The sequence below is a fragment of the Agrobacterium larrymoorei genome, assembly GCF_013322225.1.
In the GTDB taxonomy this organism is placed as follows: Bacteria; Pseudomonadota; Alphaproteobacteria; order Rhizobiales; family Rhizobiaceae; genus Agrobacterium; species Agrobacterium larrymoorei_A.
Genome location: NZ_JAAMFB010000019.1, coordinates 138110 through 157231 on the forward strand (window position 1 = coordinate 138110; position 19122 = coordinate 157231).

Genomic DNA, 19122 nt, shown 5'->3' on the forward strand with positions numbered 1-19122 from the left:
GAAGAAATCTGGAAAAGAAAAAGCCACGGAGTCTTTCGGCTCCGTGGCTTTTTTTATTTGCGTTGAAGGGCAGCGGACCGCCCGTTCTCATCAATCAAACGGAATGGCGCGATCCGTACCGGTGAGCGGCTTACCATCTAGGGTTACGGCGATATCCGGCGTGCCGGCTGTACGCTTGACGACGACCTCACGCGGCTTGCCTTCGAGCGTAATTGTGGCCGAGAAGCCATCCCAGTCTTGCGGCAGCGACGGCGCAATGTGCAGCTTGCCGTCGATGCGGGTGATGCCGAGAATACCTTCAACCGCCGCACGGTAGAGCCAGCCAGCAGAGCCTGTGTACCAGCTCCAGCCACCACGGCCCGCATAGGCATTTTCGCCATAGACGTCAGCCGTCACGACGTAAGGCTCTACACGGTAGATCTCGGAAGACTGGCGATCCAAGGCGTGGTTGACCGGGTTCAGCAGGGAGAAGCATTTCCATGCATCTTCGCTGCGGCCCAGCTTGGCCAGCGCCAGAACGACCCATGTCGCTGCGTGAGTGTACTGGCCACCATTCTCACGGACGCCCGGCGGATAGCCCTTGATGTAGCCCGGATCATGCGGGGCCTTGCTGAACGGCGGCGTGAAGAGACGGATGATACCGGTCTTCTCGTCTACCAGATCCTTCATGACCGCGTTCATGGCCTGCTGCGAGCGATCTTCCTCGCCTTCGCCGGAAAGCACGCTCCAGCTCTGACCGAGCGAATCGATGCGGCATTCCTCACTGGTGATGGAGCCCAGCGGCGTACCATCATCGAAGTAGCCACGGCGATAATAGTCACCATCCCAACCAGCGGTTTCCAGTGCTGCGCGCAGCTTGTCGCGGTGCGTCTTCCACTTTTCAACACGGTTGAGATCGCGGCGTTCTTCTGCAATGGCGATGAAGTCGCGCAGCGTGCCGGACAGGAGCCAGCCGAGCCAGACGCTCGTGCCCTTGCCCGCAACGCCAACGCGGTTCATGCCGTCGTTCCAGTCTCCGCCGAGGATCAGCGGCAGGCCGTTTTCGCCGGTGCGATGGATGGCGAGATCGAGTGCCAGTGCCGCATGCTCATAAAGGCTGACGGACCTGTCGCTCGTTTCCGGCTGGAAGAAGGCGTCGTGCTGACCGGGCATCAATGCGGCGCCCTTGAGGAACGGGATTTCTTCATCGAGGATCGCTTTGTCGCCTGTGGCGGCGACGTACTGATGCGCCGCATAGGCGAGCCACACCACGTCATCGGAGATGGTGGTGCGAACACCAGCACCCGTTAGCGGCAACCACCAGTGCTGCACATCGCCCTCAGGGAACTGACGGCCAGCCGCACGAATGATCTGCTTGCGGGCAAGCTCCGGCTGGTAAAGCAGGAACGCCAGCGTATCTTGCAACTGGTCGCGGAAGCCGAAGGCGCCGCTCGACTGATAGAAGGCCGTGCGCGCAAGAATACGGCATGCAAGCGCCTGATATGGCAGCCAGCCATTGACCATGTGGTTGAAACCGGCATCGGGCGTTGAAACCTGAAGCTGGCCGGTGAAGCCAGTCCAGTAATCCTTGTTGGCCTGAAGCACGGTGTCGAAATCCACGGCGCGAATGTCTTTCACCAGCGCGCGGGCTTCTTCCGCCGTATCGCAGTCCCCGAGATAGAACAGCACATGCCGTTCTTCACCCGGTTTCAGATGGATTTCCTGCATCAATGCCGCACAGGGTCCGCCATCGAGTTCGGTCGTCCCCGAGAGAGCCGTGCCGGAAACCACCGCCTGCGGCGCGTGAACCGAGCCGTAGCGACCGATGAATTCCCGTTTGCTGGTAGTGAAACCGGTCGCGGGCGCGTCGAGGGAGAGGAATGAAGCTCTCTGATTATAGTCGATGCTGTAGGGGTTGGATGCAAACAGCGCACCCGTTTCCTCATCATGCGTGCTGAGGATGAACGGTGCAGATTTCTGCGGATTGTTGCCCAGAACCCATTCTACATAACCGTAGGCCTTGAGGCGGCGGTTCTGATTACCAATGTTACGGATCGTCAGGCGTGAAAGCTTGACGGGCTTTTCGCGATCCACGGTCTGCGTGACTTCGATATCGAGACCATCATCTACGCTTCTAAAAGTAGAGTAGCCTAGACCATGACGGGTTTCGAATGCAGCTTCAGGATGCCTGCCGATTGCTGCAAAGGGCGAGTGAATCTTGCCACTTTCAGCATCGGCAACATAGATCGCCTCACCCGGACGATTGGTGACCGGGTCGTTGCTCCATGGCGTCAACTGATAGTCGCGAGAGTTCCGGCTCCATGTGAAGCCCGCACCTTCCGCTGAGATATGGAAGCCGAAGTTTTCGTTGGAGATGACGTTGATCCATGGGTGCGGCGTGGACTGGCCACGGTTGAGACGCACCACATATTCACGACCATCCTTCGTGAAGCCGCCGAAGCCGTTCCAGAAATCGAGATCGTTTGCATCTTCGACAGGATCCGCAACCGGATAGGCAGGTGCCGGGATACGAGCCTGCGAGACGTTGTTGCTATCCGGCCCACGATGGGCGGCGAACAGGGACACCGCACGGTTGACCTGATCGACAATCTTGCCGTTGCGCACGTGAAGAACGACACGTGAGGCAGCAAGCAGCGCAGCCCATGTTTCCTCATCCATCAAGTCACGACGGACGGAAAAGACATGCGGTCTGCCGCCATCTGCCGGGTTGATGCGGCGCTGGCCTTCAGAGATGTGATCCAGGGCGTGCTGCATGTCCTGCGCGTAGGATGCCGCGCGTTCGTTAACGATGACGAGATCGAAGATCACGCCGCGAGAGCGTAGATATTCGTGGGCACTCAGCGCTTCGCGCGCAATGTCCATATCCATGTCGTCGTTGATGCGCAGCGCGAAGATCGGGAAGTCGCCCGAGATCGCCAGCGGCCAAAGGGAGCGCTGGGAGGCCAGGCCGGTCTTCAGCGTATCCGCGTCGGCACGCAGGTGCATGTCCGGATAGACCAGATAGCGGGCCAGATGCTGGAAGGCGGCGGCCTGCTGCGAGGTAACGCCGACATGGCGCATCTGCACCTGTGTGCGGGTCCATGCATGAACCAGCTCATGCGCGAAGGCGTCAGGGTGGCGATAGCGATCAATCGCCTTGTCGACGTCTTCGCGGTTGGGAGCAGCAATCGTCCAGAAGATGACGCTGACCTTTTTGCCCGCCGGAACGCGCACGACGCGACGCAGTGACAGGATCGGATCGAGCGTGAAGCCGTCCGCACTCGAGAGCGTAGCGCCTGGGTCGAAAGCAGCAGCTTCGGCAAGCGAACGCCCCCGTCCAATGAACTTCGCACGGTCGGTTTCATACTCGGTGGAGCGTGAGGAACCAGCGTTGTCAGCGGCCAGATGAGCGATGACGGTGCCGGGTTCGCTCGGGGAACGCTTGTTGCGCCAGGCGCGGATCACATCGCCGCGCTTGCCGATTTCCGTCTGAACGAACATGCGCGAGAATAGCGGATGCGCATTGTCATCGTCTTCGTTAGCGATGACCGGCTCCATATAGGAGGTGACTTCGATATAGCGGTCTTCCGTGCCGACATTGAGAAGCGTCACGCGACGGCCTTCAGCATCGTGTTCAGTGGCGACGATGCATTCGACCACACTTTGCAGGTCACCGACGGTCTTGTGGAACTCCGCACGGTCATCCATGAAGACGGTCTTGGTTTTCTCGCCCTCGGCGACGCGCGGTTCAGCGGTGGCGCTCCACCACTGCCCTGTCGCAGTGTCACGCAGGAACAAGAAGGTGCCCCAGCGGTCTTCAGTTGCATCGGCTTTCCAGCGGGAAATGGACTGCCCATTCCACTTCGAATAGCCCGCGCCCGTCGCAGTCAGCATGGTCGAGTAATGACCATTGGACAGGAAAACGACATCGCGGTCGCGGATCATCGGATCGGTCACGGTACGGATTTCCGCACGCAGCAGATCAGCCTGCTCCTTGCCAGGGGTCTCTGGTTCGTACTTGGCGCTCATAACCGGCACTTCGCGAGGTGCCTTTTCCTGCAACAGCAGTTCGGCAGCTTCGATCACCGGATCAGCATGGAAGAGTTCACGCAGGAAGCCATCGAAGGCGACGTTGGCGACAGCGGCAATCGACATGCCATGATGGTGGGCATAGTAGTTGTAGACCACCGCGCAGACCTTGCCATCCGGTACGCGGGTCGGCGTGAAGTCGACGGCATCATGGAAGCCGTAGCGACCAAGAGCGCCGAGCTTGCGCAGCTTCTCAAGGTTTTCCAGAGCTGCATCGGGATCATACTGCGCCGCCAGAATGGAAGCGTAGGGTGCGATGACGGCGTTCTGGCCAAGGCCTCGCTTGAGGCCGAGCGTCGGTACACCGAAGTTGGTGTACTGGTAGTTCATGTTATGATCGCGGGCGTTGAAAGCCGCTTCGGAAATGCCCCATGGTGTGCCGAGGCGACGGCCGTGGTTCATCTGTTCCTTGACGATCAGATTGTTGGTCTGGTTCAGGATACCGCCCTGACGCTCCTGCATGACGAGCGGAGGCATCAGATATTCGAACATCGAGCCGGACCAGGACACCAAGGCGCCTTGCGCGCCGACTGGCACGACCTGACGGCCGAGGCGATACCAATGCTCAGTCGGCAGATCGCCCTTGGCAATGGCAAAAAGCGATGTCAGGCGGCATTCGGAGGCGAGAAGGTCGTAGCAGGCTTCGTCCAACTCCTGACTTTCGACGCGATAACCGATCGAAAGCAGACGACGGTCCTTACGGTAAAGGAAGCCGAAATCCATCGAGAATGCGAGATTGCGGCTACGGTCGCGCAGCGAGGCGAGCCTTCCGCGCAACTGATCGATGGTGGCATGATCGAATGCGCTGTCGGAAATATGCGCTTCACAGCAATCCACCAGCATCTGCGCCCAGCGGGTGACTTCCGCGCTCTGCTCGGACTTCACTTCCACATCGAGGTTGGAGGCGAGTTTCTGGATATCGCGGGCAAGAACCGCAAGGTTGATGACGCGGATCGAAGCAAACTCATGCTCGCGCTTGACCGATGCCAATGCGTTCGAGAAACCAAGGATACGCTCTTCCAGACGACGGTGCAGCGGACGAAGATTCTTGCGGTCGTCCGGCAGTTCCTTGAGGCTCTCACGCAGCACGCCTGCGACATCGCCGATGCCTTCGAGATTACCCTGAAGGTGGGCCGATGGCGCTTCCGCCCACTGGCGGCAGGCAGACGAAATCGCGATCAGGTGGCCAGCAAGGTTACCACTATCCACGGCGGAGACGTATCGGGGGCCAAGCGTCTGGAGCGTATCTGTGTGGTACCAGTTATAGAGGTGACCACGATACTTCTCCATCTTCTCCACGGTCTCGATTGTCTTTTCCAGACGCTCAACTGTGTCGGAGAAGCTGATCCAGCCAAACTGGCGGGCCGAGATGGTGGACAGCAGGTACACACCGATATTGGTCGGGGAAGTGCGGCTGGCGACGATAGGCTCAGGCGTTTCCTGGAAGTTATCCGGTGGTAGGTAATGTTCGTCCTTGGTGACGAAGGTTTCGTAGTAACGCCACGTACGACGGGCGATCTTGCGCAACTCGCTGGACACATGCTCGGACACGAACATGCGATCTTCTGTTTCTGCCGACTGGCTGACATACCACGCAACGAGCGGGGAAAAGACCCACAATAGCGCAAAGGGAAGACCAACGAGGAACGCGTTATCACCCGGCAGCGAGGCAAACAGAAGCGCAAGAAGTGCGACGACCGGAGCATGCCACATCTGGCGGTAATAATCGAATATGCTGCCCTGCGCGCTGGACTGGATGGAGGCGGCGGTACGCCATTCCAGCATCAGTTTGCGGCTGACGAACAGGCGGTAGAGCGAACGTCCGATAGCATCGGCCATCATGCAGGCACCATCTGCGATAAAGACGATGCGAAGCGCAACCTGCGCATTGGTGGCGCGGATTTCCGACCAGATAGTGTGGAAATGCGCCTGCGGCACGATATCGGTAGAGCGCGGAACGATGCCTGCCATCAGCGAAATGGTTGGAGCGACAAACAGTGTGAAAATCAGTAGAATCTGCCAGATCAGCGCGCCGAACGGGTCCATGAAATACCAGCCGAGCACCGATGCCACGAACCAGGCGATAGGTGTCAGCGAACGACGCAGGTTATCGACCATCTTCCAGCGGCCAAGCGCGGTAACGCCACGTGCCGGATCGAGAATATAAGGAAGAAGCTGCCAGTCACCACGCGCCCAGCGGTGCTGACGCGAAACTTCCACCTCGTAGCGGGTCGGGAAGTCTTCAACCAGCTCGACATCCGTCACGAGGGCGCAGCGGGCAAATGAGCCTTCGAGAAGATCGTGGGAAAGAACGGCGTTCTCTTCGATCCGGCCCTTCAAAGCCGTTTCGAAAGCGTCGACATCATACAGACCCTTACCGGTAAACGTGCCTTCGGACGTCAGATCCTGATACACATCAGACACGGTGAAGACGTAAGGGTCGATGCCGCGATTAATGGAGAAGACGCGCTGGAAGACGGATGCGTCCTTGCCGGTCGTCAGCGAAGGCGTCACGCGCGGCTGTAGCAGCCCGTAACCGCTGATGACGCGACCTGTCTTGGGGTCGTGCACAGGACGGTTGATCGGGTGGTGCATCTTGCCGACGAGCTTGGTGACGGCATCGCGCATCAGGCGCGTATCGGCATCCAGCGTCATGACGTATTTGACGTTCTCAGGCACCATATTGGCACCGTTAAGGAACGTCGTGTCCTTGTCGCCACGCAGCAGCATGTTCAGTTCGTGCAGCTTGCCGCGCTTGCGCTCCCAACCCATCCAGGCTTCTTCGGAAGGATTATAGATGCGGCGGCGGTGCAGGAGGAAAAACCTCGTCTTGCCATCGAAGGCGTAACGGGCCGACAGTGTTGCGATTTCACGCTTGGCGTATTCAAGTATCTCGATATCTTCCGGCGTCTGTTCCAGCTGTGCGTCGCGCCAGTCGGAAATGAGCGAGAAGTAAATTTCGCCATGCGGATTGGCGAGATAGTGGACTTCGAGATTGCGGATCATCTCGTCCACGCTGTCGCGGCTGGTGAGCATGCAGGGCACGGCAACCAGAGTACGCGCGTCTTCCGGTATACCGGTTTTGAACTCGTAGCCGACAAGGCGGAACGGTTTGACGAAGAATGTGACGAGTGTGTTGAAGAGGCCGGTAGCGCCTTCCGAAGCAGGCAGCGCAAACATCAGCAGAAATGCCGCCACGACATACCAGGGCATGCCCGCATCGGCCAGGAACCAGCCAACCGCCAGCATGACGATTGCCGTCAATGCCAGAACGGGCGCCGCAACCGACAGCCAGCTGAAGCGGCGCATGAAGCGCACGACATGTTGTGAAGGCAGCGGCTTGTAGCCAATCCGCTCTTCCAGCTCATCTCGGCGCTCGCCGGCGAGGAATGCGCCGACATTCGGCTGGTGAGGATAGCTCTCGCTCGAAGCAGCGGTTTCGGCCACCATGTCGACGGCCGTCTGGGCAACCTCGACTTCGGTCTTCGGAGAACGGCGTGCGAGCAGCTCCACCATGTTGCGATAATTGTTACGTGAACCGAAATCGAGCGTCTCGTAATCGGTCTGTTCGCGAAGAACCTTGTCGATATGGCTCACGTCCTCGAACCACACGGACCATTCAGTATCGTCGATTTCGCGCAGGCTCTTAACGATGTTGCCCATCGTCACATTGCCGGAGGCGAGCCGGTTATGCTCCGCCATCATCACGTTTTCAGCGTCCGTGCCCACACTGTGAAGACGCTCTTCCAGCCAGTTCAGTGCGAAGTTGGATGTCTGGGAACCGTTTCTCAGGCGATAGAGGAACTGTGTCGCAAAGGTCGGGTCATCGACCAGAGGATCGATCTGTTTTAAAAACTCGGCAGATGGTTCTGCTTCGTTGAGACGGATGATCTCGTCAACCACCTCGTTTGCCTTTTGGCGCATGCGGCGCGAACGCTCAACGCGAATGGAGATACGGCGCAGGTTTTCGATCAGGACAAAGCGGGTGATGGAGGGCAAAGCCCATATTTCACCGATCTGGAGCGTCTTGGATGTCTGGAAACCCTCGACCAATGCCGTCAGGCTTTCGCGTGACACGGTGCTGTGCGTGTGGGCGACATAGAGCCATGCCAGCGCCACCACGCGCGGGATTTCGACATTGCCGATCTTCATCGTTGGAAGCTGGCGGTAGAATTTACGCGGGAAGTCGCGGCGGACTTCCTGTATCGCTTCTTCGATAACGTAGTGGTTGTCGAGCAACCATTCGGCAGCGGGCGTAATCGTCGCGCCGTTTTCGGCATCGACAGCCGTTGTCCGGTAAACCCGGAGGATCTCTTTTTCGTTCTCGCGGTGGCGCGCGAAGAAATCGAATTCCATAAAGCCTGGCAGCGTATCCGCGCCGGATTTGGAAAGCTCTGCTCCGCAAGCTCTCAGCTCGTCCATATTGAAATAGACGGAACGGATCGAATCGTTGTGATCGATCTGCTTGGCTTCTGAATCACGGGCGGCGGCGGTCGGGGTAATATGAAATGACATCGGCTCGTATTCTGGACCTTGAATGGAGATGCTTTTGCGTGTCTTAACCGGTACTTGTTTCGAATTGCTTGTCGCAATCCAAATAACTTGGCAGCTTTATTTTGCTGATTCTGAACCTTGGCTGAACCAACGCGAACCAGCATACGGAAGTTCTGTCTAAACCTGATTGACGGACATCATGGCATTTTTGGGCGCGAGCGAAGTCACGCTATAATAATCAATAGTTTATGGGTAACGATGTGAAGCGCATAGACGGCTTCTTTGAATTGCTTCGATATTTCGCGCACTCCCCCAGCGAAAATCTGCACGCCCTTCCCTCTCATTCCCCTGATCGATCTTCAAGCATCCGTTTGCATTAAACAACGGCACCCGAAGACTGGGAATGTTTCAAGGCGTTTTCAGTTCCATGCCATCTGTTTTGCCCCTGCGCAAGCGCGTAAATACTGGCCCGTCAGGCGCGCCCTTACCAGCAACCGTCAATGCTGCTATTTCTCTCTACTCATAGAGCATGCTCGGACGCTGCGCGCCGAAGAAAAACCCGGAATTACAACGATGACAATACAGACCAGAACCCTTGCCGCCTCGACCAACATCATCCCAGAGGTAGTGGAAATCCGTCATCACCTGCACCGCTTTCCGGAAATCGGCCTTTCAGAGTTCAACACATCCGACTTCATCGCTTCGCGGCTGGAAGCGATGGGATACGAGGTGACACGCGGGCTGGCGGGCACGGGCGTGGTTGCAACGCTGCGCAATGGCACAGGCGACCGAAGCATTGGAATTCGCGCGGACATCGATGCCTTGCCGATCCATGAGGAAACAGGCGCAGAATACGCCAGCTTAAACCCCGGCGTCATGCATGCCTGCGGTCATGACGGACACACGGCCATGCTTTTGGGCGCAGCAAAGATCATTGCGGAGCGCCGCAATTTCGACGGCACGGTAAATCTCATCTTCCAACCCGCCGAAGAAAATTTCGGCGGCGCACGGATGATGATCGAAGACGGCTTGTTCGAGCGCTTCCCTTGCGATGCGGTTTTTGCGCTTCATAACGATCCGGGTCTTCCTTTCGGCCAGTTCGCGTTGCGCGAGGGACCGATCATGGCAGCCGTCGACGAATGCAAGATCACGGTCAACGGTTATGGCGGTCATGGTGCGGAACCGCAGAGCGCACTTGATCCGATCGTCGCCGGGGCGAGCATCATTATGGCGCTCCAGACCATCGTTTCGCGCAACATCCATCCATTGACGCCAACGGTGGTTACGGTCGGTGCATTTCATGCTGGCATTGCCAGTAACGTGATCCCCGAAACGGCAGAGATGTTGCTGACGATCCGCTCATTCGACCCGGATGCCCGCAATGAGCTTGAAAAGCGTATCCGGTTGATCGCGGAAGGGCAGGCAGAAAGCTATGGTATGAGCGTAACTCTGGACTATGAGCGGGGTTACAGCCCGACGATCAATCACAAGACTGAGACGGATTACATCTTCGGTCTGGCAAGGCGCTTTGCCGGTGCAGATAATGTTGCCGAGATGCCGCGCGCCTCGATGGGAGCGGAGGACTTCGCCTACATGCTGGAAAAGCGTCCGGGTGCTTACTTTTTCCTAGGCACGCAGCGGACGAAAAATGATCCGCCACTACACCATCCGAAATTCGACTTCAACGACGACATTCTTCCCGTCGGTACGGCTTTCTGGGTTGAGCTGACAGAAGATTACCTGAAGGCGTAAAAGGAGTTTGGTACGAAAAAGGCCACCGCATGGGTGGCCGTTCGAAAAGTCCAGGGTGGAGAGATCAGGGCACCAGGCCGAATATTACCGCAGCGACGAAAGCAAAGCAGATACCGACGAGTGCCGTGTGAAGTGTCGATTGCCAGCCACCGCGATGCGGTGCGGATGACGGCGTAAAATCTTTAGCTTTTCCAACCTTGGAATAAGACATTGCACCCTCCCTTGTTGACGATGATCGGCAACCGATCTCTTAACCACTGTGAGCTGGAGAATATCGCTATTCCCTATTGTTTCAGTAGAGATAAAATTCCATTTGATGCCGCCTTCGGGGAAAATCCTGATCGTGTACTGCCTCCCAACAGACATCGATCTACCCGAAGAATGTGAATCAACGCCGGAGACCCGTTTGAGTTCACAGTGACTATTCTCGGGTATAAACTTCCCCAGAGCGCCTCTTTGTTAATTGGAAACAGCTCTGTTGGTTCAAACGGGATCGACTGATGCGCGGGCAGCGGGCCGTAGCCAAAGCATCCAGCCATGGCTCAACGTCTCATTTAACAAGAAAGCGCTCTCAGGGCGGCGGTTACGCGAAGCGCGATAGCGCGGAGACCATGACATCCGTATCAACGTTGCCACCTGACGCCACGACGACGACTGTCTCCGACTGAAGCTTCGCGCCGTGGAAAAGCGCGGCTGCCAATGCGACGGCTCCGCCGGGCTCCACGACAATCTTGAGCAACTGAAAAGCTAGGACCATTGCCTTCAAAGCTTCGTCTTCTGTCACGACGACGCCCTCGCCGCATAGGTTCGCCATGATAGGGAAGGGAATGTCGCCAGGCTGCGGCGTGATGATTGCGTCGCACAGAGACCCAGAAAGAAGGACGTTTCGCTCTATCTTACCTGAGATCAACGAACGGGCCACATCATCGAATTTTTCCGGCTCGCAGGTGCGAACCGTAAGTCCCGGCGCTTTGGCTTCCAGCGCCAGAGCGATGCCAGACGTCAAGCCGCCACCGCCGCAAGGAACGAGAACCTCGGCTTCCGCTATGTCTAGCTCTTTGGCTTGTTCGGCAATTTCCAGCCCGACTGTGCCCTGGCCGGCAATGACCAGTGGCTCATCGAAGGGGCGGATCAAGGTGAGGCCACGCTCGGCAGAGAGCTTTTCACCGATAGCATCACGGTCTTCCGTTGCACGGTCGAACAGCACGACTTCCGCGCCATAGGCTCGCGTGTTTTCAATTTTGATCTTTGGCGCGTCATTCGGCATGATGATGACGGCTGGGACCCCGTGCAATTTTGCGGCCAGCGCCACCCCTTGCGCATGATTACCGGACGAGAACGCAATCACGCCCTTGTTGCGCACCTCCCGATTCAAGCCCGAAACCGCCGACCAGCCTCCGCGAAACTTGAATGAGCCAGTCCGTTGCAGACACTCGGCCTTTACGAAAACCTTGCGTCCTGCGATGGCGTCGAGAAATGGTGACGATAATAACGGGGTTCGCACGGCCTCGTTTCTAATACGCTGGCGTGCGGCTTCGATCATTGCAGTGCTGGTCATGCTGTTCCCGGCTCGTGAATCATGTTGTCACGATACCATAAGGCGAATTTGCCCCAGGAACAGCCGTTATGGGAAATCTCTTCGAATTCATCGCGGACGTTACAGGCGTTCGGCAAGACGATGAAAACCACTGGCATGGTCAACCTCAATCCCAGTCAACTCAAAACTCCCAGTCGAAACAACGGATAGGATGCAGGCAAAAATCCCTAGATGAGAAGGATCAGTCGCCCTTGCCCGGTTCCGCAGAGAAATAAAGCTCCAGCTTTCCTTCTACGCCATCCATCTCTTTGGCTTCCGGCATTGCATCGCGCTTGACGGTAATGTTCGGCCAGATCGCCGCATATTCAGCATTGAGGGTCAGCCATTTGTCGAGGCCTGGCTCCGTATCCGGCTTGATAGCCTCGGCGGGACATTCCGGCTCACATACACCACAGTCAATGCACTCATCGGGATTGATGGCGAGAAAGTTTTCGCCCTCATAGAAGCAGTCTACCGGGCAGACTTCGACACAGTCAGTATATTTGCAGCGAATGCAATTATCGGTCACGACATACGTCATGAAGGACTCCAGAATATGCAGGCCGGGTTTGCTGGGCTTTAAGGTGCAAAGCCGTCGCCCGGAATTCAGACAGGGCATTTTCGCAAGTGACGTAATGCCTTTGAACCAATATAGCAAGGATAAACAATCCTGAAAAATCGGCCCAATTTAGTCGATTATTCTAATCGTTACCGACTTCACTATCCGAGATGAATCTGTCGAGCGCACGGCGCTCTTTCTTGGTCGGACGTCCAGTGCCGGGTATGCGTACGGCCTGCTCCAGAAGCGTCAGCCTCTCACGCGGTTCGCGCGGCGGCGTCTGGTCGTCATAGAGAAGCTTGGCTTCCTCGAAAGGCCCGCGGCGCTCCCCAGGTGCTTTTACCAGCAGAACCCGGTCCATCCGCTCAAAACTCAGTTCGAGCTTGTCTCCCGCCTTGACCAAATGGCTGGACTGGCGGATCGCCAATCCATTCACCCTGACGTTGCCCGACTGGATGTAGTTCTGGGCAATGGAACGGGACTTTGCCATACGGGCAAAGAACAGCCACTTGTCGAGGCGCTGACGCCCTGCTTCCTGTGGCTGTTCCTTGTTGCCCATAAGCTTATTTCTTCAACTGCTCCTTGAGAGCGGCGAGCTTCGCAAAAGGCGAATCCGGATCCATCGGCTTTTCCTTGCGCGGTGGCTTGGATTCGAAACGCTGCTGACCCTGTGGCTTTCCACCACGGTCATTGCGCTCTGGCCGATCCTTGCGCTCGCCACGGTCATGGCGCTCATTGCGGTTGTTATTGTTGTTGCGATCAGGGCGTCCGCCCTCACGCTTGCGATCACTATCACGACTGAAATTCGGACGGCCACCCTGACGGCCCTCGCCAGCTTCGCCACGACGCTCGCCTTCGCCGCGATTGTTCGGCGCGCGGTTGCTCGGACGACGGTTGTCGCTGCGCTGGTTGTCGTTACGGCCACCCGGACGCCAGAGGAGAACAGGCTTCGGCTCCGTGTTTTCGGCGGCAGCTTCTTCTGTCTTCGGTTCCTCCGCCCTCACTTCGGCAGGTTCTTCCGCAGGCGCCTCATTGGAGGCGTCAGCCTCGGCGTTCTCCGCAGCATCCGCTTCGTCGTTGGCGGATTCCTCGGCAGGAGCCGCCTCAGCGGTTTCCACCTTAGCAGCATCACCGCTCTGGCTGGCGAGGAAGGCAGTCGCCTCTTCCGCCGTTACCTGATCAGCACGGTATCCGAGGCCCTTGAGGATTTCTTCCATGTCGTCCAGCGTCGCGCCGAGAATCGAAAGCATTGCTGTCGTCGTGGTAAAGCGGCGGCCGTCATAAGCGCCTTCGGGGCGCGGCTGTGTGCCGGGCTTCCACTGCAAAAGCGGACGGATGAGGTCGGCCAGACGCTCCAGAATGTCGATACGCACAGCGCGCTTTCCGAGGAAGCGGAAACCGGCAAGCTTGTAGAACATGCGTTCAAAGCTCGGGTCGGTTACAACCGAGGTGCGGCCAGCGGCCAGAACCGGAATGAGGTCGCCATAGCCGGGTTTGCCTAGACCATCGTTCTTCAGCGCCCAAAGCAGGGTAACCAGTTCCGCAGGAGCGGGCTTCAACAGCGCGGGCAGGAAGACGTGGTACGCGCCGAAACGGATGCCATAGCGGCGCATGGAAGCGCGCGCATCCTGATCAAGCGTCTTTACTTCTTCCGAAACATCGCGGCGGAAAAGAATGCCGAGGTTTTCGACCAGCTGGAAAGCCAGACCCTTTGCCAGGCCCTGAAGGTCTTCGGCGCGGGAAATATCGTCCAGAGGCTTCAGAACGGTCGCGATCTGGTGATTGACGAAGCGCTCGATGCGGGCAATCGCATGATCACGCGCATTGCCGCTCAGCTGGTCATCCGCAAGAATGATGACACGTGGCTTCATGATATTGTCGCCAGCAGCAAGGCGGGCCACCGGTTCGCCCATCCAGCGCACCAGCCCTTCCGAGCTCAAGACGAGATCGCCATTACCGCTCGCATGAAGACGCGCGGCGCGAGCCTCATACTCCAGCGCAAGCGCCTTCTGTGCTGCGCCTTGCACGGCCTTGGCATCTGGCCCTTCGGCACCCGCAACCGGCGTAAACCGGAAACCGGCCAATTGACCGACATGATGTCCTTCTACGAAGACATCACCATTCACACTGATTTCAGCTTCAAGCATCGCATTCTCTCTTAGGCGCCTCATGAGCACAGATGTCCTGCGATCAACAAAGCGTTTCGTCAACCTTTCATGTAGAGCATCGGACAATCGATCTTCGATTTCCCGCGTCTTTTCTTGCCAGTGTGTCGGATCGGCAAGCCATCCTGGGCGGTTCGATACATACGTCCATGTTCTGATCTGCGCAATCCTTGCAGAAAGCGTATCGATCTCGCCATCCGTCCGGTCGGCGCGGCGCACCTGTTCGGCCATGAAATCTTCATTGACCGTGCCGCGTTTGACGAGATCGAAATAGAGCGTCGAAATCAGATCGGCATGTTGTGCAGGCGCGATGCGGCGATAATCCGGCAAGGCGCAAGCTTCCCACAACCTTTCCACGCGCGCGGCCGAGTTTGTGACGTCGATGATCTCGGGGTAACGCGACAGATATTCCAGCGCCTGCTGGTCGATGGCGGGCAGTGCACGCGACAGGCCCTGGACCGTTGGCGCAGCATCGAGGCTCGCCTGAAGATTTCGGATAGACGAAAAATCGAAGTTCTTGGTGCGCCACTGCAGGACTTTTACCGGGTCGAACTCATGCGATTCGATGCGTTCGACAAGCTCGTCATCGAGGGGATCGACGCGACCGGTTACGCCGAATGTACCGTCTCTGAGATGGCGACCGGCGCGACCAGCAATCTGACCCATTTCCGCAGGGTTCAGATTACGGAACTGATAGCCATCGAACTTGCGGTCCTGCGCAAAGGCGACATGATCGACATCCAGATTGAGACCCATGCCGATGGCGTCTGTAGCCACCAGATATTCCACGTCGCCCGATTGATAGAGACCGACCTGCGCATTTCGCGTGCGTGGTGACAATGCACCGAGCACGACTGCCGCCCCACCCCGTTGCCTGCGAACCAGTTCGGCAATGGCATAGACCTCGTCGGCGGAAAACGCGACGATAGCCGTGCGCTGCGGCAACCGGGTAATCTTCTTGGAACCGGCATAAAACAGCTGCGAAAGACGCGGGCGCTCCACCATAACGATGCCCGGCAGCAGTCGTTCGAGAATGGGGCGCATGGTGCCAGCGCCAAGAAGCAGCGTTTCTTCCCGTCCGCGAAGGTGCAGGATACGGTCGGTGAAGATGTGCCCACGCTCGAGATCGCCTGCGAGCTGCACTTCATCGATGGCAACGAAGGCGGCGTTCGTCTCACGCGGCATTGCTTCGACGGTACAAACGGAATATTTGGCTTTTGGGGGAGATATCTTCTCTTCACCGGTAATCAGCGCCACATTGGCCGCTCCGACCTTCTCGACAAGGCGGGTGTAGACCTCGCGGGCGAGAAGGCGCAACGGCAGACCGATTACAGCGCTTCCATGCGCCACCATGCGTTCGATGGCGTAATGGGTCTTGCCGGTATTGGTCGGTCCTAGAACGGCCGTCACACCGCGGCCGCTCAAGATCATGGGGCGAAAATTCAACCTACTATCCGCGAAATCGAAGAAACTCTCACTTTAAGGAGCGCCAGCATTGTTGCCACCACCCCTCTCCTTTCTCACACATGGCGATCGGCGAGCACAAAGGCAAGGCGCAAAGCAGGAAAGCCGTGCTTGGCGCGCAGATTTCCTCTACCAGAACGTCAGAACACCGATCAATGGCGCCAGCGGAACAGGGTGAGAACGAAACGGAGACGAATCACTGACTCTCAATGATTCAGGATTTGTTCACGGCCATATCTGGGCGTCCCAATCTGCGTAACTACCAGATAGTGAATCGTAATTTCGCGATTTAAAGCGGCTGACCGGCTAACAGTCTTGGTCCGTTTGGATCGCTGGTCCCCGCCGCCTGACCTATGAAATAATTTTTGAGGCCGGGGATTCGGTCGACTATTCCAAGGCCGAAGTCGCGCGCCACTCGGATGGGGCCAACATCGTTGGAAAACAGCCGGTTCAGCACATCCGTCGTTATACCCATCCGCACCGTATCGAACCGCCGCCAGGACTGGTAGCGCTCCAGCACGTTCATTGACCCTATGTCGAGGCCTAGGCGATCCGCTTCGACGATCGTTTCTGCCAAGGCTGCGACGTCCTTGAATCCGAGATTAAGCCCTTGTCCAGAAATTGGATGAATACCATGGGCCGCGTCGCCCGCCAGCGCCAGACGTGGAGCAACGAAAGCGCGTGCGAGCGTAAGGCCAAGCGGGAAAGCGCGGCGCGGCCCGACCGGACGCACAGCACCGAGTTTATGGCCGAAACGACGCTCCAGTTCTTCCTCGAACACCAGATCGTCCGACGCCACCAATCTGTCGGCGTCTGCCGTACGCTCCGTCCACACCAGCGATGACCGATTGCCCTTGAGCGGCAGTATCGCGAAGGGACCGGACGGCAGGAAATGCTCTTCCGCGCAGCCATTATGCGGACGGTCGTGCTCCACGGTCGTGACGATCCCGGACTGATCATATGCCCAATGCACCGTCTTAATGCCCGCCATATCCCGCAATGCGGATTTCACGCCATCACAGGCGACGAGCAGCCGGGTCTCAAAGGCAGAACCATCGGAGAGTGTTACGACACTGCTCTGGGCACCGGAGACGAAACCGGTCACGCTCAAACCATGGCGGATGCTCACGCCGATCCGCTCGCACACGCCGCGCAGCGCTCCCACCATGGCGACGTTGGGGATCATATGCGCAAAAGGCTGACCTTCCGCGACATCGCCGTCGAAGGTCAGGAAGACCGGACGCACCGGATCGGACGTCTTCGAATCGGTGACGATCATCTTGTGAATGGGCTGCGCTTCCGGTTCAAGCTCGGACCAGATGCCGAAAACCTCAAGCATTTTTGTCGCCGCAGCGATAATCGCCGAGGCCCGGACATCCTTCTTCCAGACGTCCTCGGGTGCAACTTCGATCACCTGCACTTCAAGATGCGGCGCGGCCTGCTTGACGGCGACAGCGACGCTCAGGCCTACATATCCACCACCGGCGATCACGACATCAAGCATAGCGTCCTCTTTTGCATTCTTGTGAATATACACGTGGCACTATAGACCAACCTTTTAGGTCTTCATACCGCCGGAGCATGCCGAAATGTCGCGCCCATCTGATTTGTCAGACCCCATGGAAAATCTCGTTTCCACGCTCGATCTTGAAAAGCTTGAGGAAAACCTGTTTCGCGGCACGAGCCCACAGGTCGGTGGGCAGCGCGTTTTCGGCGGACAGGTTATCGCTCAGGCACTGGTCGCAGCGCAGCGATCGGTTAAAGACGATCGCTACGTTCATTCTCTCCATGCCTATTTCATGCGGCCCGGCGATCCACGCGTGCCAATCATCTATCAGGTAGATAGAATCCGTGATGGTTCAAGCTTCGCCACACGCCGTATCGTCGCGATCCAGCATGGACACGCGATTTTCTCCATGTCAGCATCTTTCCAGATCGGCGAAGATGGATTCGATCATCAGGTCTCAATCCCGGCCGTTCCTCAGCCAGAACAGTTGATGAGCGAAGACCAGATGCGGGAGGCATTCCTTGCCAAGGCACCAACGGCGGTCCGCAAATATTGGGAGAACAAGCGACCCATCGAGATCCGTCCGGTTTCGCTTACCCACTATTTCTCCAAGGAAAAGCTGGAGCCCCATCAGGATATCTGGGTGCGGGCTGTTGGCTCAGTGCCGGACGATAGGCATTATCAGACGGCAATCCTTGCCTATCTTTCCGACATGACCCTCCTCGACGCATCGCTGTATGCCCACGGAACGACCATATTCGATCCGACGATACAGGTTGCAAGCCTTGATCATGCGATGTGGTTTCACCGTCCCTGCCGCTTGGACGATTGGCTGCTCTATTCACAGGATAGTCCAAGTGCTTCCGGTGCCCGCGGATTGACCAGAGGTAGCCTCTATACCCGCGATGGTATCCTGATTGCGTCAGTGGCGCAGGAAGGCCTGATCCGCAAAAGAGCAAATGATTAAATAATCATCATTTTTTAAAAAACGCTCAATCTTTGAGCGCCTACCGCGCAGCCAACTGCACGATTTTCCGTCGAATCATTTATTGTCTTTATTTTTCAATAACTTGTATTTTGTGGCGAAAAACTGGCACGCCCTTTGAATGTATGCTCTCAGTCGCTGGTGTTGATCTATCGGCGTCGAGGAGAGCTGGCTTGCGCCGGACAAACAAAGGATGGGAAACCAGATGAAAATTGTGATGGCCATTATCAAGCCGTTCAAGCTGGATGAGGTGCGCGAAGCCCTGACCGCCGTCGGCATTCAAGGCCTGACCGTGACTGAAGTTAAAGGTTACGGACGCCAGAAGGGGCATACCGAAATTTATCGCGGCACGGAATATGCCGTCAGTTTCCTTCCAAAGCTCAAAATCGAAATCGCGGTGGCTTCCGATCTCGTCGAAAAGGCTGTCGAGGCAATTGCTTCTTCAGCCAAGACCGGCCAGATCGGTGACGGCAAGATTTTCGTCTACTCGATTGAACAGGCCGTGCGCATCCGTACCGGCGAAACGAACACAGAAGCGCTTTAAGCACGCCT

Annotated in this window: 11 protein-coding genes; 3 read left to right on the forward strand and 8 right to left on the reverse strand. The window is 57.4% G+C overall.

All coding sequences use genetic code 11. The features are described 5' to 3' along the window. Positions 1-90: 90 nt before the first annotated feature. Positions 91-8583 carry a GH36-type glycosyl hydrolase domain-containing protein gene (locus G6L28_RS12315; protein ID WP_174064076.1) on the reverse strand — a complete coding sequence of 2831 codons (8493 nt, stop codon included), beginning with the start codon at positions 8581-8583 and terminating at the stop codon, positions 91-93. A 552-nt stretch (positions 8584-9135) separates the two neighbouring features. Between G6L28_RS12315 and G6L28_RS12320 the strand changes: the two genes are divergently transcribed. Further along, entirely contained in the window at positions 9136-10314 is a 1179-nt protein-coding gene (locus G6L28_RS12320; protein WP_174064078.1) for a M20 aminoacylase family protein, read from the forward strand. A 64-nt stretch (positions 10315-10378) separates the two neighbouring features. On the opposite strand, the gene G6L28_RS12325 is transcribed toward G6L28_RS12320, so the two are convergent. The 7 genes from G6L28_RS12325 to G6L28_RS12355 all read right to left on the reverse strand — a co-directional run bounded on the left by G6L28_RS12325 (position 10379) and on the right by G6L28_RS12355 (position 17609). Beyond that, positions 10379-10525 carry a hypothetical protein gene (locus G6L28_RS12325; RefSeq protein ID WP_174064079.1) on the reverse strand — a complete coding sequence of 49 codons (147 nt, stop codon included), beginning with the start codon at positions 10523-10525 and terminating at the stop codon, positions 10379-10381. Between the two features lie 372 nt (positions 10526-10897). After that, positions 10898-11872, reverse strand: coding sequence for a threonine ammonia-lyase (locus G6L28_RS12330; RefSeq protein WP_174064081.1), 975 nt, complete (start codon positions 11870-11872; stop codon positions 10898-10900). Next, on the reverse strand, positions 11869-12009 hold the full coding sequence (locus tag G6L28_RS12335; protein ID WP_174064083.1) for a hypothetical protein: 141 nt from the start codon (positions 12007-12009) through the stop codon (positions 11869-11871). Before G6L28_RS12335 ends, G6L28_RS12330 begins: the two co-directional genes overlap by 4 nt. A gap of 83 nt (positions 12010-12092) precedes the next feature. Then, complete coding sequence (gene fdxA, locus G6L28_RS12340; protein WP_174064084.1) at positions 12093-12431, reverse strand: ferredoxin FdxA; 339 nt, start codon at positions 12429-12431, stop codon at positions 12093-12095. Between the two features lie 160 nt (positions 12432-12591). Continuing rightward, on the reverse strand, positions 12592-13008 hold the full coding sequence (locus G6L28_RS12345) for an RNA-binding S4 domain-containing protein (RefSeq protein ID WP_174064086.1): 417 nt from the start codon (positions 13006-13008) through the stop codon (positions 12592-12594). A gap of 4 nt (positions 13009-13012) precedes the next feature. Further along, the gene (locus tag G6L28_RS12350; RefSeq protein WP_174064088.1) at positions 13013-16045 is read right to left on the reverse strand and encodes a helicase-related protein; all 3033 of its coding nucleotides are present in this window, start codon (positions 16043-16045) and stop codon (positions 13013-13015) included. A gap of 322 nt (positions 16046-16367) precedes the next feature. Next, complete coding sequence (locus G6L28_RS12355; protein ID WP_337795764.1) at positions 16368-17609, reverse strand: ubiquinone biosynthesis hydroxylase; 1242 nt, start codon at positions 17607-17609, stop codon at positions 16368-16370. Between the two features lie 58 nt (positions 17610-17667). On the opposite strand from G6L28_RS12355, the gene tesB reads away from it, so the two are divergent. Both tesB and G6L28_RS12365 read left to right on the forward strand, forming a co-directional pair. Beyond that, positions 17668-18552: an acyl-CoA thioesterase II gene (gene tesB, locus G6L28_RS12360; protein ID WP_174064092.1), complete on the forward strand. Its 885-nt coding sequence runs from the start codon at positions 17668-17670 to the stop codon at positions 18550-18552. A 211-nt stretch (positions 18553-18763) separates the two neighbouring features. Beyond that, entirely contained in the window at positions 18764-19114 is a 351-nt protein-coding gene (locus G6L28_RS12365; RefSeq protein ID WP_045230924.1) for a P-II family nitrogen regulator, read from the forward strand. The last annotated feature ends 8 nt before the right edge of the window (positions 19115-19122 follow it).